The following is a 22,033-nucleotide window of genomic DNA, read 5'->3' on the forward strand; positions in this document are numbered from 1 at the left end:
GTCAAAGGGCGACGGTAACCAGCACCGAGGCGGACGCGGTCGCCGTCAACGCGTGCGTCACGCCGCGCGCGACGTACATCAGATGGCCGGCGGGCAGCGTGTGGGTGTCGCTGGCGACCTCCACTTCCACCACGCCTTCGAGGCACTGCAACGTGATCTCGCCGACGACCTTGTGCGTGGGCATGCGGTAACCGGTGGGCAGCACCAGGCGCATCACTTCCAGGTCGGCAGACTTGAAGAGCGCAATCGACTGCGCCCCATCGATGCGCGCGCCGTACGGGCGCACATCGATCACCTCACCTTGGGTGGCGTGATGCAGTGCCATGGCGCATCAGCTCACGTGCTTCTTGCGGTAGTCGTCCACCGCGGCCTTGATGGCGTCTTCGGCCAGGATGGAGCAGTGGATCTTTACCGGCGGCAGCGCCAGCTCTTCGGCGATCTGGCTGTTCTTCAGGTCGGCCGCCTGGTCCAGCGTCTTGCCCTTGACCCATTCGGTCACGAGCGAGCTGGACGCGATGGCCGAGCCGCAGCCGTAGGTCTTGAAGCGCGCGTCTTCGATGACGCCGGTGCTGGGGTTCACCTTGATCTGCAGCTTCATCACGTCGCCGCAAGCCGGTGCGCCGACCATGCCGGTGCCCACGCTGTCGTCGCCCTTGTCGAAGCTGCCGACGTTGCGGGGGTTTTCGTAATGGTCAATGACTTTTTCAGAATAGGCCATGTCAATACTCCTATTTAAATAGCTGGCTGCGCAGTTGGCTGTAAGGCTGCAGCCTGATTTGATTCAAAAACTCAGTGGGCCGCCCACTGGATGGTGCTGAGGTCGATGCCGTCCTGGTGCATCTCCCACAAGGGGCTCAGCTCGCGCAGTTTGGCGACGTTTTCGCGGATCGCCTTGACTGCGGTGTCAATCTCCTCTTCGGTCGAGAAACGGCCGATCGTGATGCGCAGGCTGCTGTGCGCCAGCTCGTCGCTGCGGCCCAGGGCGCGCAGCACGTAGCTGGGCTCCAGACTGGCCGACGTGCAGGCCGAGCCGCTGGACACCGCCAGGCCCTTGATGCCCATGATGAGCGATTCGCCTTCGACGAAGTTGAAGCTCATGTTGATGTTCTGCGGGATGCGCTGCGTCGGGTGGCCGTTCATGAACACCTCTTCCACGCCCTTCATGCCGTCCACGAAACGGTTGTGCAGCGCCCAGGCCTTCTCGTTGTCCTTGGCCATCTCTTCCTTGGCGATGCGGAAGGCTTCGCCCATGCCGACGATCTGGTGCGTGGGCAGCGTGCCCGAGCGCATGCCGCGCTCATGCCCTCCGCCGTGCATCTGCGCTTCCAGGCGGATGCGCGGCTTGCGGCGCACGTACAGCGCGCCAATGCCCTTGGGGCCGTAGGTCTTGTGGCTGGCCAGGCTCATCAGGTCGATGGGCATGGTCTTGACGTCGATCGCGACCTTGCCGGTGGCCTGCGCCGCGTCGACGTGGAAGATGATGCCGTGCTCGCGGCAGATCTTGCCGATGGCGTCGATGTCCTGAATGACGCCGATCTCGTTGTTGACCAGCATGACGCTGGCCAGGATGGTGTCGGGGCGGATCGCGGCCTTGAATACGTCCAGGTCGATCAGGCCGTCTTCCTTGACGTCGAGGTAGGTCACCTCGAAGCCCTGGCGCTCCAGCTCGCGCATGGTGTCCAGCACGGCCTTGTGCTCGGTCTTGACGGTGATCAGGTGCTTGCCCTTGCCCTTGTAGAACTGGGCCGCGCCCTTGATGGCGAGGTTGTCGGACTCGGTCGCGCCGCTGGTCCAGACGATCTCGCGCGGGTCGGCGCCGATCAGGTCGGCGACCTGTTCGCGCGCTTTTTCAACGGCCTTCTCGGCCTCCCAGCCCCAGGCGTGGCTGCGGCTGGCGGCGTTGCCGTACTGCTCGCGCAGCCAGGGGATCATGGCGTCCACCACGCGCGGGTCGATCGGCGTAGTGGCGGCGTAGTCCATGTAGATGGGAAAGTGCGGTGTCTGGCTCATGGCGGGAATCTCGATCGCGGGTTGAATTCAGGTGTTTTCTGGTTGCAGCCCTAGAAGGATCTGCGCAAGCAGCTACTTATTTGGTAGCAATCTCGCCCAGGGCGAACACCGAGTTGGGCGCTGTCACGCGGATCGGCTTGACCACGGGGCTGCTGGAAATCGCGCGCTTGGTGGCCGGCTTGCCTTCGATCTCGATGCCGTTGGCGTGTTGGTCGTCCACCAGCTTCTGCAGCGTGACGGACTCCAGAAACTCCAGCATGCGGGCATTCAGCGACGTCCACAGGTCGTGCGTCATGCAGCGACCGCCGTCGCCGTGGCAGTTTTCCTTGCCGCCGCAATGGGTGGCATCCAGCGGTTCGTCGACCGACGTGATGATGTCGGCCACCGTGATGTCGCCCGCCTTGCGGCCCAGCGAATAGCCGCCGCCAGGGCCGCGGGTGGATTCGACCAGCTCATGGCGGCGCAGCTTGCCGAACAGCTGTTCCAGGTAGGAGAGCGAAATCTGTTGGCGCTGGCTGATGGCGGCCAGCGTGACTGGGCCGCTGTCTTGGCGCAGGGCCAAGTCGATCATGGCGGTGACGGCGAATCGGCCCTTGGTGGTGAGGCGCATCTCGAACTCCTTGAGTGTCCTGGGGCGGGCGCGGCAGATGTCGCGCACCGGTGGATGGGGCGGCGACTTGCCGATGCTTGCGGCAGCGCCGCCATATCCGAGTGATTTCCTCAAGTATACCGCAAATCCGACCAAAGTCAGGGGGTTTATCCCTTTTGAAGACCAGGGGAGCGCACCAGATCAGCCTCCAGTCGGCCCGAACGTGCCATGGCGGAACCGTTTGCGCCGCCGGAGGGGCCCCGAGGCGCTGGCTGCGCGCAGCCGCGGCCCGCAAGGCAATGCGACGGCGCCGGTTGCGGTTTGTCCTACACGAGTTTCATCGGGCGCCGACGCGCTGGGCTCGGCGGGCGCTCCAGAATCGGCAGCGTCGGGTGCACATGGATTGCGCCCTGTCAATGGATACTTTACAGAGAGAGGAACCTCATGAACGACACCATCCATCGCCTGTCCCTGATCGCCGCCGCTGCTGCCCTGGCCGTGGGCTTGGCCGCATGCAACAAGAATGACGACCGCACGCCGGGCGAAAAGCTGGATTCGGGCATCGCCCAGACCGAAGCCGCCGCTGACGAAGCCAAGGCCAAGGCCGCCGAAGCGGGTCAGGACATCAAGGATGCGGCGAAAGAAGCTTCCGCCGACGCCAGCGCAGCAGCCACCGAGGCCAAGAACGACATGAAGGACGCCGCGGCTGATGCCAAAAACGCCGCCGAGAAAGCGGGCGCCGATATCCGCGCCGGTGCCTCGGACCTGGCAGCGAGCGCCAGCGCCGCTGCCGGTGCGGTCGCCGCCGTCATGGACGATGCGGGCATTACGGCTTCGGTGAAAACCGATTTGGCCAAGGACCCCGACCTGAGCGCTCTGGCCATCAACGTCGACACCAAGGACGGTGTGGTCACGCTGAACGGCCCGGCCCCCAACGCTGCGGCCAAGGACCGCGCTGAAACCATCGCCAAGGGCGTGAAAGGCGTGAAGTCGGTGTCCAACAACCTGGCCGTGAAAGGCTGATCGCCGCGCTGACCTTCGCCGCTCGCGCGCAAGCGCGTGCCGGCAGATTTTTACCTTAAAAATAGCTGCCTGCGCAGGCCGAATCTGCGCAGGCAGCTATTTTTTTGTGAGAAAAATCCGCACCGCAACAGTTGGACGGCAGGCATGTCGACGCCACCTGGGCACAACAACGTGCTCTGCGCTGTCCCAACCGGTCAAGCCGCGAGGTTGTCGCTGCCTGGCGCCCCGAGGGTGCGCTGCTTGAGCAGGTGCAGCTGGTCGCGCACCCGCGCGGCCTGCTCGAATTCCAGGTTGCGCGCGTGCTCCAGCATCAGCTTTTCCAGGCGCTTGAGCTCCTTGGCCAGGTCCTTTTCGGACATCGCCTCTTCTTCCATGCCGGCGCCGACCAGCGCCGCCCGCCGGTCGTTGCCCTGCCCGCTCTTTTCGCTGTAGACGCCGTCGATCAGGTCGCGCACCTGCTTGACGATGCCGCGCGGCGTGATGCCATGCTCCTCGTTGAAGGCGATCTGCTTGGCACGGCGCCGCTCGGTCTCACCCATCGCCTTCTTCATCGATTCGGTGATGCGGTCGGCGTACAGAATGGCCTTGCCGTTCACGTTGCGCGCGGCGCGGCCGATGGTCTGGATCAGTGAACGCTCGGCGCGCAGAAAGCCTTCCTTGTCTGCGTCCAGGATCGCCACCAGCGACACCTCGGGAATGTCCAGCCCTTCGCGCAGCAGGTTGATGCCGACCAGCACGTCGAACGCGCCCAGGCGCAGATCGCGAATGATCTCGACGCGCTCGACGGTGTCGACGTCGGAGTGCAGGTAGCGCACCTTCACACCGTTGTCCGTCAGGTATTCGGTCAGCTGCTCGGCCATGCGCTTGGTCAGCGTGGTGATCAGCACGCGCTCGTGCTTTTGCACGCGGTCGCGGATCTCCTGAAGCACGTCGTCCACCTGGTGCGTGGCCGGGCGCACTTCCACGAGCGGGTCGACCAGGCCGGTGGGGCGGACGACCTGCTCGACCACGTTGCTGGCGTGGGTCTTTTCGTAATCGGCAGGCGTGGCGGAAACGAATATGACCTGGCGCATGCGCGCCTCGAACTCGTCGAACTTCAGCGGCCGGTTGTCCAGCGCGCTGGGCAGGCGAAAGCCGTATTCCACGAGCGTGGTCTTGCGCGCCTTGTCGCCGTTGTACATGGCGTTCAGCTGGCCGATCATCTGGTGGCTTTCGTCCAGGAACATGATCGCGTCGCGCGGCAGGTAGTCGGTCAGCGTGGCCGGCGGGTCGCCCGGGCGCGCGCCCGACAGGTGGCGCGTGTAGTTCTCGATGCCTTTGCAGTGGCCGACTTCGGCCAACATCTCCAGGTCGAAGCGCGTGCGCTGTTCCAGCCGCTGCGCTTCGACCAGCTTTCCATCGCCCACGAATTGCTTGAGGCGGTCGGCCAGCTCCAGCTTGATGGTCTCGACCGCAACCAGGGTCTTCTCGCGCGGCGTGACATAGTGGCTGGATGGGTAGATGACAAAGCGCGGCACCTTCTGCTGCACGCGGCCGGTGAGCGGGTCGAACAGCGAGATGGATTCGACCTCCTCGTCGAACAACTCAAAGCGCACCGCTAACTCGGAATGTTCGGCCGGGAACACGTCGATGGTGTCGCCGCGCACGCGGAAGCTGCCGCGCTGGAAGTCGATGTCCTGTCGCTGGTACTGCATGCGCACCAACTGCGCGATGGCGTCGCGTTGGCCCTGCTTGCCGCCCACCTTCAGGATCATCCGCATCTGCAGGTAATCGTCCGGCGCGCCAATGCCGTAGATGGCCGACACCGTGGCCACGATCACCGTGTCGCGCCGCTCCAGCACGCTCTTGGTGGCCGACAGGCGCATCTGCTCGATGTGCTCGTTGATCGCGCTGTCCTTCTCGATGAACAGGTCGCGCTGCGGCACGTAGGCCTCGGGTTGGTAGTAGTCGTAGTAGCTGACGAAGTACTCGACCGCGTTCTTCGGAAAGAACTCGCGAAACTCGCTGTACAGCTGCGCCGCCAGCGTCTTGTTGGGCGCGAACACGATGGCCGGCTTACCCAACCGGGCGATCACGTTGGCCATGGTGAAGGTCTTGCCCGAGCCCGTCACGCCCAGCAGCGTCTGGAACACCTCGCCGTCGCGCACGCCTTCCACCAGTTGCTCGATCGCGGCAGGCTGGTCGCCCGCGGGCGGGTACGGCTGGAACAGCTGAAACGGCGAATCCGGGTAGGTGATGAACTGCCCTGGCGTGGGCATGTCCGCCTCCACGGCGCGAGGCTGGGCGGCAACGGTGGCGGAAATTGGTGTGGATGGCATGGCGGAACAGATGCGGGCGGGTCGCCGAAGGGCAAGCCGACCACCTTACCCGATGCGGGCAAGGTGTGCACGCCGGCCACGCCGCGAGCGCCTCTGGCAAAGCCCACAGCAGTGCGGCGCCTTGGGGCCATACACGCATGGTCAACCTGCACTTGCGCCCAGGCGCTGCCGACAAAGCCATCAAGGCCTAAAATCCGAGGGTTTCACCCTAACCACCCTTCTCTCCAGGCAGGCCCATCCCATGTCCCTTTTCTCCGCCGTCGAAATGGCACCGCGTGACCCCATCCTGGGTCTGAACGAGCAATTTGCCGCCGACACCAACCCCAACAAGGTCAACCTGGGTGTGGGTGTGTACTTCGACGAAAACGGCAAGCTGCCTCTGCTGCAGTGCGTGCAGGCGGCAGAAAAAGCGCTGATGGACAGCCCCAAGCCGCGCGGCTACCTGCCTATCGACGGCATCGCCGCTTACGACAACGCCGTCAAGAAGCTGGTCTTCGGCGCCGAATCCGACGTCTACAAGGCCGGCCGCATCGCCACCGTGCAGGGTCTGGGCGGCACGGGCGGCCTGAAAATCGGCGCCGACTTCCTGCGCCACCTGAACCCGAACGCCAAGGTGCTGATCAGCGACCCCAGCTGGGAGAACCACCGCGCCCTGTTCACGCAGGCGGGCTTCAAGGTCGAGACCTACCGCTACTACAACGCCGGCACGCGCAGCCTGGACTTCGACGGCATGCTGGCCGACCTGAAGGCCGCCGCGCCCGGCACCGTGGTCGTGCTGCACGCCTGCTGCCATAACCCCACAGGCTACGACATCACGCCCGCGCAATGGGACCAGGTGATTGAAGTGGTCAAGGCCGGCCAGCTGACGCCCTTTCTCGACATGGCTTACCAGGGCTTTGCCAACGGCATCGCCGAAGACGGCGCCGTGGTGGGCAAGTTCGTGGCCACCGGCATGGACTTCCTCGTGTCGACCTCGTTCAGCAAGAGCTTCAGCCTGTACGGCGAGCGCGTGGGCGCCCTGTCGGTGGTCTGCGCCAGCAAGGAAGAAGCGGCCAAGGTGCTGAGCCAGCTGAAGATCATGATCCGCACCAACTACTCCAACCCGCCCACGCACGGCGGCGCCGTGGTCGCGCTGGTGCTGGAAGACGACAAGCTGCGCGCGCAGTGGGAGCAGGAACTGGGCGCCATGCGCACCCGCATCAAGGCCATGCGCCAGAAGCTGGTCGAGGGCCTGAAGGCCGCGGGCGTGAAGCAGGACATGGGCTTCATCACGACGCAGATCGGCATGTTCAGCTACTCGGGCCTGTCCAAGGACCAGATGGTGCGCCTGCGCAATGAGTTCGGCGTGTACGGCACCGACAGCGGCCGCATGTGCGTGGCCGCGCTGAACGACAAGAACATCGACTACGTCTGCGCGTCAATTGCCAAGGTGATGTAAGGCAGCGCTGGGCGCGCAAAGCACCCACAAAAAAGAGCGTCCCCGGACGCTCTTTTGCTTTGTATTTGATAGCTTCTTGCGCAGGTGGTTGTAGGGCTAGAGGCCTATTTCTCTTGAAAATCAGTAATCGTCGCACATGCCCTGCGGCATGCTTTCGAAACGCGTCAGCGGCTTCAGGAACGACAGCTTCACGGTACCCGTCGGGCCGTTTCGTTGCTTGCCGATGATGATCTCGGCGACGCCCGGCTCGCGCGAATCCTTGTTGTAGTAGTCGTCGCGGTAGATGAACATGATGATGTCCGCGTCCTGCTCGATGGCGCCCGATTCACGCAGGTCGCTCATCATGGGGCGCTTGTCGGTGCGCTGCTCCACGCTTCGGTTGAGCTGCGACAGCGCGATCACCGGGCATTGCAGTTCCTTGGCCAGCGCCTTCAGGCCTCGCGAGATTTCGCCGAGCTCGGTCGCACGGTTCTCACCGTCGGAGCTGCTGCCGCTCATGAGCTGCAGGTAGTCCACCACGATCAGGCCGAGCTTGCCGCACTGGCGCGCCAGGCGCCGCGCGTTGGCGCGCAACTCGCTGGGCGTCAGGCCCGGCGTTTCATCGATGTGCAGGCTGACGGTGCGCAGGCGTTCGATGGCTTCGGTCAGCCGCGGCCATTCCTCATCGGTCAGCTTGCCGGTGCGCAGGTGGCCCTGGTCGATGCGCCCGATGGAGCCGACGATACGCACCGCCAGCTGGGACGCGCCCATTTCCATCGAAAACACCGCGACCGGCAGGCCCTCGTTCAGCGCAACGTGCTCGGCGATGTTGATGGCGAACGCGGTCTTGCCCATCGATGGGCGCGCGGCCAGCACCACCAGATCGCCACCCTGCAGGCCGGCCGTCATGCGGTCCAGGTCGTAGAAGCCGGTGGGCACGCCCGTCACGTCGTTGGGGTTGTCCGCCATCTCCTGCACGCGGTCTAGCAGGCTGACGACCAGGCTGTCCATCGACTGGAAGCCCTGCTTCATGCGCGAGCCTTCCTCGCCAATGTGGAAGATCTTGGATTCGGCCTCGTCCAGGATCTTGTCCACCGCCTTGCCCTGCGGGTTGAAGGCGCTGGTGGCGATCTCGTCGCTGGCCGACACCAGCTTGCGCAGGATGGAGCGCTCGCGCACCAACTCGGCATAGCGGCGGATGTTGGCGGCGCTGGGCACGTACTGCGCCAGCGCGTTGAGGTACGTCAGCCCACCCACCTCATCGGCCTTGCCCTGGCGCTGCAACTCCTCGTTGACGGTGATGACGTCGGCAGGCTTGCTCTCGTTCACCAGCTTGGCCACGGCCGCGTAGACCAGCCGGTGCTCGTAGCGGTAGAAGTCGCTGTCGATCAGCACGTCGCCCACGCGGTCCCACGCCCCGTTGTCGAGCAACAGGCCGCCCAGCACGCTGGATTCGGCTTCGATGGAATGCGGTGGGATGCGCAGCTGGGCGACCTGCCGGTCGAGCGGCGCGTCGTCACCAAGGTCGGGAAAACTGGAGGGGAAGACGGAAGACATGGGCCAAAAAACTCTCGCACCATGCTACGCCGAAGCGGCGCCGGCGTCACGGGACAAGTCTGTGGACAAGCGGTGCAGCGGCTTGGGGCAAGTGCCCATGGCCTGTGCACAGCCAGGGATCAGAAACAACAAAGCCGCCACGCCTTGCAGCGGGCGGCTTGTCAGCGCCAGTGGCGCTTGGGCGTCAGGCGGTTTCGCCGTAGACCGCGACGGTGATCTCGGACTCCACGTCGGTGTGCAGGGCCACCAGGATCGTGCTGTCGCCCACGACCTTGATCGGGCCGTTGGGCAGGCGGATCTGCGACTTGTGCACGTCGAAGCCTTGCTTTTTCAGCTCGTCGGCGATGTCGTGGTTGGTGACCGAGCCGAACAGGCGGCCGTCGACGCCGGCTTTCTGCGTCAGCTTGATGGTCTGGCCGTTAAGCTTCTCGCCCATAGCCTGAGCAGCAGCCAGCTTCTCGGCGGCCTGCTTCTCGAGTTCGGCACGGCGTGCTTCGAACTCGGCTTTGGCGGCTTCGGTGGCGCGACGGGCGCGGCCCGTGGGGATCAGGAAGTTGCGGGCGTAACCGTCCTTGACCTTGACGACGTCGCCCAGGTTGCCCAGGTTGACGAGCTTGTCCAGAAGAATGACTTGCATGGTATTGGCTCCTTCAGACTCAGACGCGGTGCTGGTCGGTATACGGCAGCAGGGCCAGGAAGCGCGCACGCTTGATGGCCGTGTTCAGCTGACGCTGGTAGATGGCACGCGTGCCAGTCAGGCGGGCGGGCACGATGCGGCCGTTCTCGCTGATGAAATCGCGCAGCTGGTCGACGTCCTTGTAGTCGATTTCTTCGACACCGGCGACCGTGAAACGGCAGAAGCGCTTGCGCTTGAACAGCAGCGATTGCGTGTTGCGCTTGGGACGCTTGTCCTTGTTGAATTTCTTAAACGTGGCCATGTGAGGCTCCTTGAATCTGATCTTGCTGAAAATCCTGGATGTGAAGTACCACCGATTTCGCGTTGCGCGGGCTGGCCAGAAAACCGCTGAACTGCCAGTGACTGCCCATCGACTGCCGGGCAAGCCGCTCTGCGATGGCGCCGATGGCGACCGCCTTGAGCACCAGCTTGACCGACCGCATGCTTCCCGCCTCTTCGACCTGTGACTCGTGTTCGAGCCTCAGATCCAGCGCCGGCAAGCCGGCGGGCGTGAAGCGCAGTGCGCTCGATTCGGCAATGACAGCGGCGAGGCGGGTCAGGTTGGCCATGGCACGGCCCCCACGTCACGCGGAATATCAGTTGCTGGTGGCTTCCGCTTGCTGGGCCTTGCGGGCCTCTTCGCGCTCGACGGTCTTCATCATCGAGGATGGGCCGGTATCGGCCTTTTTGCGCAGCACAGTCAGGTGGCGCAGTACCGCGTCGTTGAACTTGAAAGCGTGCTCCAGTTCGCTCATCACGGCCTGGTCGGCTTCGATGTTCAGGCACAGGTAGTGGGCCTTGGCCAACTTGTTGATCTGGTAGGCCAGCTGACGGCGGCCCCAGTCTTCTTGGCGATGGATCTTGCCGCCACCGGCGGTGATCATGCCCTTGTAGCGCTCCAGCATGGCCGGAACCTGTTCACTCTGATCCGGGTGAATCAGCAGAATGATTTCATAGTGACGCATTGACTCTCCTTGTGGATGAGCGGCCTGCTGAGCGCAGACCGAGATGAAAGCCGCCCCCGGCGTCATGACGAGGTGCGGCAAGGGAACCCAACATTATAGCGAAAATCCCCGATCCTTCGCTGGAAAGATCGGGGACTTGGCTTGAACGCCAGGACAGGCTGCCGCGCCGTGAAGCAGATACAGGGGACTCGCGCCGCCCGCAGCGGCGCACGCCCACCCGCCGTTATTTCAGGCGCGCGAGGCGTTCCTTGCCCGCCTGTGCCGCCTCAGACTGGGGATAGGTCTTGAGCAGCGATTCCAGGGTGGCCCGCGCTGCGCGCGTGTCCTTCAACTCGATCTGGCAATTCGCGATCGACAACATCGCCTCAGGCGCACGCTGGTGATTGGGCGCGGCCGTCAGCAAGGACCGGAAGTTGGTGATGGCTTCCTTGTAGTTGCGCGTGGCGTACTGCGCATTGCCCAGCCACAACAGCGCGGAAGGGGCCAATGCGCTGCGCGGATAGCGCTTTATGAAGCTGGCGAATCCCGACTGCGCACCTGTGAAATCACCTGCACGGAACTGGGCCAGCGCCGCCTCGTAGTCCTGCTTTTCGTTGGCGGAGCCCTCCCCGGGCAGCGGCATGGTGCCGTTGCCGTTACCGGCCTCGGCTCCAATGCCCGGCGCCGTCTCGATCTTGCGCACACGCTCGTCCAGCGCGCGCTGGCTCTCCACCTGGGCTTTCTTCAACTCCGAGATGTCGCGCGTGAGCTGTTCTTCCTGGCCACGAGAGCGGGCCAAGTCACCGCGCAGCGATTCGATCTGCTGCTGCAGATCCAGCATGCTGCGGCGCATCTGCGCGTTTTCCTCAACCAGGCGGTTCTGCGCCGCGATGGACTGATCGAAGCGCTGGCGCAGATCCAGAATCGCCTGGCGCGCCTGGTCGTCACCAAACAACTGCGCCTGCGCACCCTGACCAGCCACACAGCACAAGGCCAGCACGGCCGCGCGAAGGGAGTTCATGCGCATCATCGGGCTGTTCAACGGTAACGAATTTCGACGCGGCGGTTCTTGGCGTAGGCATCTTCAGAACTGCCCTGAGCCGCCGGCTTTTCCTCGCCGAAACTCACTGCCTCGATCTGTGCGTCGCTCGCGCCCACCAGCGTGAGCGCACGGCGCACCGCTTCGGCACGCTTCTGGCCAAGCGCGAGGTTGTATTCGCGGCTGCCGCGCTCGTCGGTATTGCCTTCCAGCGATACGCTGCGGCCCTTGTTGGCCTGCAGGAAACGCGCATGCTGGTCCACGACGCCCTGGTACTCCGGCTTGACCGTAAAGCTGTCGTAGTCGAAATAGATCGTGCGATCCACGCCAGCCGGGCCTGCTGCATCGGCACCCGATTGGCCAGCCTGAACCTGCGTGACGGTGCTCTGACCAGCCCCTTGGCTGTCCGCACCGCCAGTGCCGGTCGTGGCCGAAGTGTCCGAACCCTGGATAGGTGGATCCAGCTTGACGTTCGAACCGCAACCCGCAAGAACCATGGCCAAGGCGGCCACCATCAAATAACGCTTCATCATGTCGAATACTCCTGATTCAAAAAAACGAGAGGGGAAAATGCGGATGCCCGGCTCCGGGTCAGCGCTGGAAGGGGCCCCAGGACGGCTCGCGGATGTCACCGCCCTTGCCTGCCAGGCGCGCCTTGATCTTGCCGTCCACGGTGGTGGTCATCAGCGCCTCGCGACCGCCCTGGCGGGTGGCATAGACGATCAGTCGGCTGTTGGGGGCGAAGCTGGGGTTTTCGTCGTCGGAAGTATCGGTCACCGACGTCACATTGCCCGAAGCCAGTTCCATGACCTGTAGCTTGAAGCCGCCCGTGCGGCTGACATAAGCCAGCCAACGGCCGTCCGGGCTGATCGAGGGCGACACGTTGTAGCTGCCGCTGAAGGTCACGCGCTGCGCTGCGCCGCCGCCGGCCGACATGCGGTAGATCTGTGGCGCGCCGCCGCGGTCGCTCACGAAGTAGATCGAGCTGCCATCGGGTGAGAAAGTCGGCTCGGTATCGATGCTTTGCGATTGCGTCAGACGGCGCGGCTCGCCCCCACTCGCGCTGATGATGTACAACTGCGAGCCGCCATCGCGCGACAGCGTCACAGCCAGACTGCGGCCATCGGGCGACCAGGCGGGGGCCGAGTTGGAGCCGCGGAAGTTCGCCAGCAAACGGCGGCGCCCGGTGGACACATCGTGCACGTAGATGACGGGCTTGCGCGACTCGAACGACACATACGCCAGTTGCGAGCCGTTGGGTGACCAGGTCGGGGAAATGATCGGCTCTGGGCTGCCCAAGGCAGCCTGCGCGTTTTCACCGTCCGAATCGGCCACCCACAGCGTGTAGCGGCTACCGGCCTTGGTGACGTAGGCCAGCCGCGTGGAAAACACGCCTTTTTCGCCCGTCAGCTTTTCGTAGATGTAGTCGGCAATCTTGTGCGCAGCCAGGCGCAGGTCGGCCTGCGGCACGACGTAGCCCTGCCCGCCCAGGTCCTGGCCCTTGACCACGTCCCACAGGCGAAAGCGCACGTCCCAGCGCCCGTCCGGCAGGCGCGTGACGCTGCCGCCGGCCAACGCGTCGGCGGTGCGCTGACGCCAAACCGACATATCCGGCCGCATGGTTTCATCCATCGACTGGCCCGAGGTGTCTACCGAGCGGAACTGACCTGAACGCTCCAGATCCGCGCGAATAATGGCGCTGATCTTCTGCGGCGAGGCTTCTTCGCCCCGGAACGGCACCAGCGCGATCGGCAATTGGGTCAGGCCGACGCCCGAAACTTCGACGCGAAACTGCGCCAATGCAGGGGTGAAAGGGGCAGCGGCGATGGCGGTCACCAGACCGCGGCGTTGCCAGTTGGGGGAAAGCGGGGAGTCTGAGCGAGAAGATGTCATAACAAAGGCGGCAGCGATTGGCACCCGTAGGCGGCGAGTCGTGGCACGGCGGCAATGGTAACAAGCCTGCGTGAATGCACGTTTCAAACTGTGAATTTGTCCAGACTCGGGTGATGGAGTTCCCGCTTGCCGCGAAATTTCTGCAAGGCCGCAGGCCTTCGTAGAATGCCCGCTTCCGCCTTTTGCCGCCCTATGAGTTCCCGCCTGCCCCAGTCTCCTGCCGCATCGGCTGCCGCGCAGCGCCCGCTCGCCGCACGGCTGGCCAGGCTGTGGACGTATTTCAGCGAATACCGCCTGGGCTGGTTGATCGCTGGGCTGGGCACGCTGATCAGCGCGTTGACCGAGGCGTCCGTCCCCGCCCTGCTCAAGCCCCTGCTGGACGAGGGCTTCACCCAGGGCAGCCTGCCGATCTGGATCGTTCCGCTGGCCATCGTCGGCCTGTTCGCCCTGCGCGGCTTTGCCCACTTTGCCAGTCAGTATGCGCTGGCACGCATCGCCAACGATGGCATGGTCAAGCTGCGCGCCCAGTTGTTCGACCGCCAGCTGAACGCCGACCTCACGCTGTTCGCCCGCCAGAGCGCCAGCCAGCTGGCCAACACCATCGTCTACGAAGTGCAGACCGGCACCACGCTGCTGGTGCAGGCGGTGCTGAACCTGGCGCGCGACAGCTTCTCGGTCGTCGCGCTGATGGCCTACCTGTTGTATCTCAATTGGTCGCTCACGCTGATCGTGCTGGTGCTGGTGCCCATCGTCGGTGTGATCATGAAGGTCATGTCGCGGCGCCTGTACCGCTACACGCGGCTGGCGCAGGCCACCACGGACGAATTGGCCTACGTGGTCGAAGAAAACGTGCTGGCCCACCGCATGGTGCGTCTGCACGGCGCGCAGGCGCAGCAGGCCACGCGCTTTGACGGGCTGAGCCGCCACCTGCGCAACCTGTCAATCAAGGCCACCAGCGCCTCGGCCGGCGCCATGCCGCTGGCGCAGATGGCCGCGGCGGTGGCGCTGTCGGTGGTGATCGGCATCGCGCTGTACCAGGGCCAGAGCAGCGAAGGCCGCAGCATCACGGTGGGCGGCTTTGTGTCCTTCATCGGCGCCATGCTGATGCTGATCCAGCCGCTGCGCCGCCTGACCGACGTGGTCGGCCCGATCACGCGCGGGCTGGCGGCGCTGGAGCGCGGCCTGGACATGATGGCCGAGATCCAGCCCGAGCCCGGCTCCTCCGCGCCTTCCCCCGACGCGCCCGTGCCCCGCGCGCGCGGCGAGATCGCGCTCGAAAACGTCAGCGTGCGCTATGCCGACGATGCCGATCCGGCGCTTCAGCACCTCAGCCTGCACGTGCGCGCCGGCGAAACGGTCGCGCTGGTCGGGCCATCGGGTTCGGGCAAGACGACGCTGGTCAACCTGCTGCCGCGCTTTGTCTTGCCCACCAGCGGCCAGGTGCTGCTGGACGGCACCGACATCCGCGACTGGCCGCTGCATGCGCTGCGCGCGCAGTTCGCCCTGGTCAGCCAGGACGTGACGATGTTGAACGACAGCGTGGCCGCCAACGTGGCGCTGGGCGCGGCGCAGATCGACCGCGAACTTGTGCAGCGCTGCCTGGACGACGCCAACCTGTGGGGCCACGTGTCGGCCTTGCCGCAGGGCATCGACACCGTGCTGGGCCACAACGCCACGCAGCTGTCGGGCGGTCAGCGCCAGCGCCTGGCGATCGCCCGTGCGCTCTACAAGGACGCGCCGGTGCTGCTGCTGGATGAAGCGACCTCGGCGCTCGACACCGAAAGCGAACGCCTGGTGCAACAGGCCATCGCCCGCGCCATGACCGGGCGCACCACGCTGGTCATCGCCCACCGCCTGTCGACCATCGAACACGCCGACCGCATCGTGGTGATGGAGCGCGGGCGCATCGTCGAATCGGGCACGCACGCGGCGCTGATCCGCGCCGGCGGTCTGTACGCGCGGCTGAACCATTTCCCCGGTGTCGCCATCGGCCCCGCCGCGGACAACGCCACCGCAGACGATTCGCCCAGAACTATCTTTTAAGTAGCTGCCCGCGCAGGTGGTTGTAGGGCTGCCGCCCTAAAACGCTTGAAAATCGTTACAGCAGCACGATGTCGTACTGGTCCGGCCCCAACGCGTTTTCGGCCTGCAGCGAGATCGGCTTGCCAATGAAGTCCGACAGGCCGGCCAGGTGCTGGCTTTCTTCGTCCAGCAGCATCTCGATGACGGCAGGCGTGGCCACCACGCGGAATTCCTTGGGGTTGAACTGGCGCGCCTCGCGCAGGATTTCGCGCAGGATGTCGTAGGCCACCGTGCGCACCGTGCGCACGCGGCCGGCGCCATGGCACTGCTCGCAGGTCTCGCTCAGCAATTGCGCCAGCGACTCGCGCGTGCGCTTGCGCGTCATCTCGACCAGCCCCAGTGGCGAGAAGCCGCCCACCTGCGTCTTCACCCGGTCGCGTGACAGTTGCTTGCGGAATTCACTCAGCACCGCCTGCTGGTGCTCCGTCTGCGTCATGTCGATGAAGTCGGCGATCACGATGCCGCCCAGGTTGCGCAGGCGCAGCTGGCGCGCAATCGCCTGCGCGGCCTCCAGGTTGGTCTTGAACACCGTGTCGTCAAAGTTGCGCGTGCCGACGTAGCCGCCCGTGTTGACGTCGATGGTGGTCAGCGCCTCGGTCTGGTCAACGATCAGGTAGCCACCCGACTTCAAATCCACCCGTCGGCCCAGCGCCTTGGTGATCTCTTCATCGACGTTGTAGAGGTCGAAGATCGGCCGCTCGCCCTTGTACAGCTGCAGGTGCGCGGCCGCGGCGGGCATGAATTCGCGCCCGAAGGCCGACAGCGCGTCGAACTGCTCGTGCGAATCGATCAGGATCGACTGCGTGGCCTCGCCCGTCAAATCGCGCAGCACGCGCTGCAGCAGGCTCAGGTCTTCGTGCAGCAGGCTGGCCGGCGGCTGGCGCGTCGCGGTCTCCCGGATGCGAGTCCAGGCCTTGCGCAGGTAGGCGATGTCCTCGCCCAGTTCGGCGTCCGACGCGTCTTCGGCGTTCGTGCGCAGGATAAAGCCGCCGGTCTTGCCCTCCGGCACGCCCTCGCTGGCCAGCGTCTGCAAGCGCGTGCGCAGGCTCTCGCGTTGCGTCAGCGGGATCTTCTGCGACACGCCGATGTGGTCGTCCTGCGGCAGGAACACCAGCATGCGCCCGGCCAGGCTGACCTGCGTCGACAGCCGCGCACCCTTGGTGCCGATCGGGTCCTTGATGACCTGCACCATCAGCGTCTGGCCTTCAAACACCTGCTTCTCAATCGGCCGTTGCGGCGTGGCGGCGCGGCTGGCGCTGATGCTCTCGCCCTCCAGCGGGCGCTGCCACAGGTCGGCCACGTGCAGAAAGGCCGCGCGCTCCAGCCCGATGTCGATGAAGGCCGACTGCATGCCCGGCAGCACACGCGCCACCTTGCCCAGGTAAATGTTGCCGACCAGGCCGCGCTCCAGCGTGCGTTCGACGTGCACTTCCTGCACCGCGCCATGCTCGATGACGGCCACGCGCGTCTCCTGCGGCGCCCAGTTGATCAGAATGTCTTGCTGCATGTTTGGTAGCTGCCTGCGCAAGCCCCACTAGGGCTGGCGGCCGATTTCTTTCAAAAGCGTGGCGGTTTCAAACAGCGGCAAGCCCATGATGCCGCTGTAGCTGCCGCTGATGTGTTCGATGAACGCCGCCGCCCTGCCCTGGATGGCGTAGGCGCCGGCCTTGCCCTGCCATTCGCCGCTGTCGACGTAGGCGGCGATGGTGGCCGCGTCCAGCGCGGCAAAGCGCACGCGCGATTCGCTGAGCGCTTCCACACGCTGCTCGCCCAATTGCACCGCCACCGCGGTCAGCACGCGGTGCGTGTGGCCCGACAACGCGCCCAGCATCTCGGCCGCGTCCTGCGCGTCGGCCGGCTTGCCCAGAATGCGCCGGCCCAGCGCCACCGTGGTGTCGGAACACAGCACCGGCGCAGGCGGCAGATGGCGCTCGCGCATCCGGCGCAACGCGTCCTGCAGCTTCAACTCCGTCACGCGGCGCACATAGGTGGCGGGCGCCTCAGCGGGTCGCACGGCTTCCAGCGCCTCGGCCGCGTCCGCATCGTCGGGCAACAGCAGACTGAGGCGAACCCCCAACTGCTCCAGCAACTGGCGCCGACGCGGGCTTTGGGAGGCGAGGTAGATGAATTCGGCCATCGGTACATCTTAGAGGGCCGTTTTCAACGCGCCCTCGCACTCATTCACGGTGGTACGGGTGACCGGCGTTGACCGACCAGGCGCGGTACAGCTGTTCGACCAGCAGCACGCGCACCATGGCGTGGGGCAAGGTCAGGTCGGACAGGCGGATGCGCTCGTGCGCGGCGCGGCGCAGTTCGGGGTCGAGGCCGTCGGGGCCGCCGATCAGCAGCGCGACGTCGCCGCCCAGGCCTTGCCAGTCGGTCAGGCGCATGGCCAGCGCCTGCGTGGTGAGCGGCGTGCCGCGTTCGTCCAGCACGACGGTGTGCGTGCCTTTGGGGATGGCCGCTTCGATACGCTGGCGCTCGGCCGCCATCAGCTGCGCGGCGGTCTTGCCGCCGGCGCGCGGCTCGGTCTTGATGGCTTTGAGCTCCAGCTTGAGCTCAGGCGGAAAGCGCTTGGCGTAGTCGTCCCAGGCGGTTTGCGCCCACGCCGGAACGCGCTGCCCGACGGCGACGACCAGCAGCCTCATGCGCGCCGATCAGCGGCTGGCGCGCGGGATGGCGGCCTTCTTGGCGGGCGCTTTCTTGGCCACGGCCTTCTTGGCCGGGGCGGGCTTGCCTGCAGACTTCGCTGCCGGACGCGCAGACGACTTGGCCGCGGTCTTGGCCGGCGCCTTGGGCTTGTTGACCACCTGCACAGGTAAAGCCGCGGCGGTTTTGCGCGACGCAGTCTTGGCGGCAGGTTTCTTGACCGGCGCCTTCTTGGCCACGGCCTTCTTGGCGGCGGCGGCCTTCACGGGCGCTTTGGCGGGTGCTTTCTTGGCCGGTGCGGCTTTGGCGCTGGCCTTCTTGGCGGCCGGCTTCTTGGCCGGCGCTTCGGGCTCACCCATGGCGGCGGACTTGCGCTGGGCGCCGGCGGCGCGCGCGTCCGGGCCCTTCAGGCGCACCGGCTTGTCGCCCCAGATTTCTTCCAGGTTGTAGTACTGGCGGATGGCCGGCTGCATGACGTGGACCACGGCGGGGCCGCAGTCGACGATGATCCATTCGCCGTTCTCTTCGCCTTCGATCCGGGGTTTGCCGAAACCGGCGTCGCGAAGCTTGTCGCGCACGCTGGCGGCCAGCGCCTTGGTCTGGCGGTTGGACGTGCCGCTGGCGACGACAACGCGTTCAAACAGCGGCGACAGGTGTTCGGTGTTGAACACCCGAATGTCCTGGGCCTTGATGTCTTCCAGGGCATCGACGATGGTGCGCTGGAGTTTCTGGACGTCTTTTTTGGCGGCGGTTTCGCTCATCAGGTAGGGGAATAAAGGTGGTGTTTGGCAATATACCCGGCGACGGCGGGCGCCACCAGATGGTCAATGGGCAGGCGGGCGGCAACGCGCCGGCGCACTTCGGTCGCGCTGTGGGGCAAAGGCGGCAGCGGCAGGACCCGTACGCGGCCCGGCGCCACGCGCAGGCTCGGCAACGGGTTTTCAGCATCCAATTGCATCGCAGCCCCCGCTACATCTGCGCGAGCAGCTATGCTAATCGTAGCAATATCCACGATATCCTGCGCCCGGCGCCAGGTGTGAAACGCCGCGGCCTGGTCGGCGCCGATCTGCAGAAACAGCTCGGCGCCCGGCCATTCGGCGCGCAGCTCGGTCAATGTGTCGATGGTGTAGGTGGGGCCGTCGCGGCGCAGTTCGCGGTCGTCGACCAGCACTTGGGGCAGATTGGCGAACGCCAGTTGGCACATCGCCAAACGGTCGGCGGCGGGGCTGAGCGGGCGGCTTTTGTGCCACGCATCGCCGGTCGGCACGATCAGCAAGTGGTCCAGCGCGAACGCGGCAATGGCGGCCCGCGCCAGGGCGACGTGGGCCTCGTGCGGCGGGTCGAAGGCACCCCCAAAGACGCCAACGCGCTGCAGCGGCGCGTCCGCCCTCACACCCATGCGCGCGGCACCAGGTAGCGCTCGGTCAACGCGGCTTCGGGAGAGCCGGGCTCGGGCTGGTACTGGTAGGTCCAGGCGACTTGCGGCGGCATCGACAGCAGGATGGATTCGGTGCGCCCGCCCGATTGCAGGCCGAAGTGCGTGCCGCGGTCCCACACCAGGTTGAATTCGACATAGCGGCCGCGGCGCACCAGTTGGTGCTGGCGCTCGCGCTCGCCCCAGGCCATGCCCATGCGGCGCTGCACGATGGGCAGGTAGGCATCCAGAAAGGCGTCGCCCACGGCGCGCATCAGCGCCAGGCCGTTGTCCGTGCCGCCTTCGGCAAAGTCGTCGTAGAAGATGCCGCCGATGCCGCGCGGCTCGCTGCGGTGCTTGTTGAAGAAGTAGTCGTCGCACCAGGCCTTGAAGCGCGGGTACTTGTCGTCGCCAAAGGCTTGGAGCGCGTCGTGGCAGACGCGGTGGAAGTGCGTGCAGTCTTCGTCAAAGCCGTAGTAGGGCGTCAAATCCATGCCGCCACCAAACCAGCACACCGGCGCCTGACCCGAGTGGCCGGCGGCGATCATGCGCACGTTCATGTGCACGGTGGGCACATACGGGTTGCGCGGGTGGAAGACCAGCGACACGCCCATGGCTTCGAACGGGGCACCGGTCAGTTCGGGCCGGTGCTGCGTGGCCGACGGCGGCAGCTTCGGCCCGCGCACGTGCGAGAAACCGCAGCCCGCGCGCTCGAACACGGCGCCGTCTTCCATGATCATCGTCACGCCGTCGCCTTGCAGCGGCTCGCCCGGCGCCTTGCGCCATTCGTCGCGCAAAAAGGCCGCCTTGCCGTCCACCGACGCGATGGCGTGGGTGATGCGCTGCTGCAGGTCGACCAGGTAGGCGCGCGCGTCGGCGGTGTCGGTGATCGCCATCAGCTGCTGGCCTTGACGGCGCGGTGACCGATGTCCCGGCGGTACTGTATGCCGTCGAAGTGGATGCCGCGCGCGGCGTCGTACGCCTTGGTCTGCGCCTGCTTGACCGAATCGGCCAGCGCGGTGACGCACAGCACGCGCCCGCCAGACGTCACGACCTTGTCGCCGTCCATCGCCGTGCCGGCGTGGAAGACCATCACGTCGTCGCTGGCCTTGGGCAGGCCGGTGATCAGGTCGCCCTTCTTCGGGTTCAGCGGATAGCCGCCGGCGGCCATGACCACGCCCAGGGCGACGCGGCGGTCCCATTGCAGCTCGACCTCGTCCAGCTTGCCCGAGGTGGCGGCCATCAACACGTCGACCAGGTCGGACTTCAGGCGCATCAGGATCGGCTGGGTCTCCGGGTCGCCCATGCGGGTGTTGAATTCCAGCGTCTTGGGTTTGCCTTCGGCGTCGATCATCAGGCCCGCGTACAAAAAGCCGGTGAAGGGAATGCCGTCCTTGTCCATGCCGCGGATGGTGGGCAGGATCACGTCGCGCATGGCGCGCGCGTGCACGTCGGGCGTGACCACGGGCGCGGGCGAATACGCGCCCATGCCGCCGGTGTTGGGGCCTTCGTCGCCGTCCTTCAGGCGCTTGTGGTCCTGGCTGGTGGCCATCACGGCCACGTTCTTGCCGTCACACAGCACGATGAAGCTGGCTTCTTCGCCCTGCAGGAATTCCTCAATCACCACCCGCGCACCGCCTTCGTTGTGCGACACGCCCAGGCTGTTGCTGCCCAGCATGTCGTCAATGGCCGCGTGCGCTTCTTCCTTGGTAGCAGCCACCACAACGCCTTTGCCGGCCGCCAGGCCATCGGCCTTGACGACGATGGGCGCGCCCAGCTTGTCGACGTAGGCGTGCGCGGCCACCGGGTCGGTGAAGGTTTCGTACGCCGCGGTGGGAATGCCATGGCGCTTCATGAAGTCCTTGCTGAAGGCCTTCGAACTTTCGAGCTGCGCCGCCGCCTTGGTCGGCCCGAAGATGCGCAGGCCGTGCGCGCGGAATTCGTCCACCACACCGGCGGCCAGCGGCTGCTCGGGGCCGACCACCGTGAGGCCGATTTTTTCGGCCTGCGCCCATTCGCGCAGGGCCACCACGTCGGTGATGGGCAGGTTTTCCAGATGGGTTGACAGCGCCGTGCCGCCGTTGCCGGGGGCCACGTACACCTGCTGCACCTTGGGGGATTGGGCCAGTTTCCAGGCCAGTGCGTGTTCGCGGCCACCGCCGCCAATCACCAGAATCTTCATGGGTCTATTTCACTTGTGCACGGCGCATGTCGCCGAAGCTGCTGTCACGGCCGGGCTGCTGCAGCGGCCGCGGGAGGCGCCGGCCGGGCGCCATCGGGGTTTGCCACCGGTTTGTCTGCCTTTTGCTCAGGTGGGCAGTCGTCGTGGTTGTAGCCGGCGGCCCAGCCGCCGCCTTCACCAGAGACACACCAGGATGCGTCGCCGCCGCATGCGCCCAACGCCAGGGTGGCGCAGGCCAGG

23 protein-coding genes are annotated in these 22,033 nt (G+C 65.7%); 3 read left to right on the forward strand and 20 right to left on the reverse strand.

Annotated features, from left to right (window positions below):
• Position 1: 1 nt before the first annotated feature.
• The 4 genes from FVQ98_RS10805 to iscR form a co-directional block, all read right to left on the reverse strand.
• Positions 2 to 325 carry a cupin domain-containing protein gene (locus tag FVQ98_RS10805; protein ID WP_147913450.1) on the reverse strand — a complete coding sequence of 108 codons (324 nt, stop codon included), beginning with the start codon at positions 323 to 325 and terminating at the stop codon, positions 2 to 4.
• 6 nt (positions 326 to 331) lie between these two features.
• On the reverse strand, positions 332 to 718 hold the full coding sequence (gene iscU, locus FVQ98_RS10810; protein ID WP_147913451.1) for a Fe-S cluster assembly scaffold IscU: 387 nt from the start codon (positions 716 to 718) through the stop codon (positions 332 to 334).
• Positions 719 to 789: 71 nt separating this feature from the next.
• A complete protein-coding gene (locus tag FVQ98_RS10815; RefSeq protein WP_147913452.1) occupies positions 790 to 2,010 on the reverse strand; it encodes an IscS subfamily cysteine desulfurase in 1,221 nt (406 codons plus the stop codon).
• A 76-nt stretch (positions 2,011 to 2,086) separates the two neighbouring features.
• Positions 2,087 to 2,620, reverse strand: a complete 534-nt coding sequence (gene iscR / locus FVQ98_RS10820; protein ID WP_147913453.1) for a Fe-S cluster assembly transcriptional regulator IscR — start codon at positions 2,618 to 2,620, stop codon at positions 2,087 to 2,089.
• 423 nt (positions 2,621 to 3,043) lie between these two features.
• Here iscR and FVQ98_RS10825 point away from each other — a divergent pair, with 423 nt between their 5' ends.
• Positions 3,044 to 3,622: a BON domain-containing protein gene (locus FVQ98_RS10825; RefSeq protein WP_147913454.1), complete on the forward strand. Its 579-nt coding sequence runs from the start codon at positions 3,044 to 3,046 to the stop codon at positions 3,620 to 3,622.
• 194 nt (positions 3,623 to 3,816) lie between these two features.
• Here the strand turns inward: FVQ98_RS10825 and uvrB are convergent, their stop codons facing one another.
• Positions 3,817 to 5,880, reverse strand: a complete 2,064-nt coding sequence (uvrB, locus tag FVQ98_RS10830; RefSeq protein WP_147913455.1) for an excinuclease ABC subunit UvrB — start codon at positions 5,878 to 5,880, stop codon at positions 3,817 to 3,819.
• A gap of 301 nt (positions 5,881 to 6,181) precedes the next feature.
• Here uvrB and FVQ98_RS10835 point away from each other — a divergent pair, with 301 nt between their 5' ends.
• Positions 6,182 to 7,378: an amino acid aminotransferase gene (locus FVQ98_RS10835; RefSeq protein ID WP_147913456.1), complete on the forward strand. Its 1,197-nt coding sequence runs from the start codon at positions 6,182 to 6,184 to the stop codon at positions 7,376 to 7,378.
• A gap of 120 nt (positions 7,379 to 7,498) precedes the next feature.
• On the opposite strand, the gene dnaB is transcribed toward FVQ98_RS10835, so the two are convergent.
• From dnaB to tolB, 8 genes are all read right to left on the reverse strand, one after another.
• Positions 7,499 to 8,914 (reverse strand): replicative DNA helicase, encoded by a 1,416-nt coding sequence (gene dnaB / locus FVQ98_RS10840; RefSeq protein ID WP_147913457.1) that lies wholly within the window; start codon positions 8,912 to 8,914, stop codon positions 7,499 to 7,501.
• A 184-nt stretch (positions 8,915 to 9,098) separates the two neighbouring features.
• Complete coding sequence (gene rplI, locus FVQ98_RS10845) at positions 9,099 to 9,551, reverse strand: 50S ribosomal protein L9 (RefSeq protein WP_147913458.1); 453 nt, start codon at positions 9,549 to 9,551, stop codon at positions 9,099 to 9,101.
• 19 nt (positions 9,552 to 9,570) lie between these two features.
• Positions 9,571 to 9,852: a 30S ribosomal protein S18 gene (rpsR, locus tag FVQ98_RS10850; RefSeq protein WP_147913459.1), complete on the reverse strand. Its 282-nt coding sequence runs from the start codon at positions 9,850 to 9,852 to the stop codon at positions 9,571 to 9,573.
• Positions 9,839 to 10,159, reverse strand: a complete 321-nt coding sequence (gene priB, locus FVQ98_RS10855) for a primosomal replication protein N (protein WP_147913460.1) — start codon at positions 10,157 to 10,159, stop codon at positions 9,839 to 9,841. Before priB ends, rpsR begins: the two co-directional genes overlap by 14 nt.
• A gap of 27 nt (positions 10,160 to 10,186) precedes the next feature.
• Positions 10,187 to 10,555 (reverse strand): 30S ribosomal protein S6, encoded by a 369-nt coding sequence (rpsF, locus tag FVQ98_RS10860; protein ID WP_147913461.1) that lies wholly within the window; start codon positions 10,553 to 10,555, stop codon positions 10,187 to 10,189.
• A gap of 223 nt (positions 10,556 to 10,778) precedes the next feature.
• The gene (ybgF, locus tag FVQ98_RS10865) at positions 10,779 to 11,561 is read right to left on the reverse strand and encodes a tol-pal system protein YbgF (RefSeq protein WP_147913462.1); all 783 of its coding nucleotides are present in this window, start codon (positions 11,559 to 11,561) and stop codon (positions 10,779 to 10,781) included.
• Positions 11,562 to 11,572: 11 nt separating this feature from the next.
• Positions 11,573 to 12,106 carry a peptidoglycan-associated lipoprotein Pal gene (gene pal / locus FVQ98_RS10870; RefSeq protein WP_147913529.1) on the reverse strand — a complete coding sequence of 178 codons (534 nt, stop codon included), beginning with the start codon at positions 12,104 to 12,106 and terminating at the stop codon, positions 11,573 to 11,575.
• Positions 12,107 to 12,164: 58 nt separating this feature from the next.
• A complete protein-coding gene (gene tolB / locus FVQ98_RS10875; protein WP_147913463.1) occupies positions 12,165 to 13,466 on the reverse strand; it encodes a Tol-Pal system beta propeller repeat protein TolB in 1,302 nt (433 codons plus the stop codon).
• 192 nt (positions 13,467 to 13,658) lie between these two features.
• Here tolB and msbA point away from each other — a divergent pair, with 192 nt between their 5' ends.
• Complete coding sequence (gene msbA / locus FVQ98_RS10880) at positions 13,659 to 15,509, forward strand: lipid A export permease/ATP-binding protein MsbA (protein ID WP_147913464.1); 1,851 nt, start codon at positions 13,659 to 13,661, stop codon at positions 15,507 to 15,509.
• Between the two features lie 55 nt (positions 15,510 to 15,564).
• On the opposite strand, the gene rng is transcribed toward msbA, so the two are convergent.
• The 7 genes from rng to purD are packed head-to-tail and all read right to left on the reverse strand — an operon-like array spanning position 15,565 to position 21,793.
• The gene (gene rng / locus FVQ98_RS10885) at positions 15,565 to 17,055 is read right to left on the reverse strand and encodes a ribonuclease G (RefSeq protein WP_147913465.1); all 1,491 of its coding nucleotides are present in this window, start codon (positions 17,053 to 17,055) and stop codon (positions 15,565 to 15,567) included.
• A 27-nt stretch (positions 17,056 to 17,082) separates the two neighbouring features.
• Positions 17,083 to 17,685, reverse strand: a complete 603-nt coding sequence (locus FVQ98_RS10890; RefSeq protein WP_147913466.1) for a Maf family protein — start codon at positions 17,683 to 17,685, stop codon at positions 17,083 to 17,085.
• Between the two features lie 40 nt (positions 17,686 to 17,725).
• A complete protein-coding gene (gene rlmH, locus FVQ98_RS10895) occupies positions 17,726 to 18,196 on the reverse strand; it encodes a 23S rRNA (pseudouridine(1915)-N(3))-methyltransferase RlmH (RefSeq protein ID WP_147913467.1) in 471 nt (156 codons plus the stop codon).
• 9 nt (positions 18,197 to 18,205) lie between these two features.
• Positions 18,206 to 18,958 (reverse strand): ribosome silencing factor, encoded by a 753-nt coding sequence (gene rsfS, locus FVQ98_RS10900; RefSeq protein ID WP_147913468.1) that lies wholly within the window; start codon positions 18,956 to 18,958, stop codon positions 18,206 to 18,208.
• Complete coding sequence (gene nadD, locus FVQ98_RS10905; RefSeq protein ID WP_147913469.1) at positions 18,958 to 19,596, reverse strand: nicotinate-nucleotide adenylyltransferase; 639 nt, start codon at positions 19,594 to 19,596, stop codon at positions 18,958 to 18,960. Before nadD ends, rsfS begins: the two co-directional genes overlap by 1 nt.
• Complete coding sequence (gene hemF, locus FVQ98_RS10910; RefSeq protein ID WP_147913470.1) at positions 19,587 to 20,507, reverse strand: oxygen-dependent coproporphyrinogen oxidase; 921 nt, start codon at positions 20,505 to 20,507, stop codon at positions 19,587 to 19,589. Before hemF ends, nadD begins: the two co-directional genes overlap by 10 nt.
• On the reverse strand, positions 20,507 to 21,793 hold the full coding sequence (purD, locus tag FVQ98_RS10915) for a phosphoribosylamine--glycine ligase (RefSeq protein ID WP_147913471.1): 1,287 nt from the start codon (positions 21,791 to 21,793) through the stop codon (positions 20,507 to 20,509). The genes hemF and purD overlap by 1 nt, the downstream gene beginning before the upstream one ends.
• Positions 21,794 to 22,033: the final 240 nt, after the last annotated feature.

The sequence above is a fragment of the Ottowia flava genome, assembly GCF_008017535.1.
Taxonomy (GTDB): domain Bacteria; phylum Pseudomonadota; class Gammaproteobacteria; order Burkholderiales; family Burkholderiaceae_C; genus Ottowia; species Ottowia flava.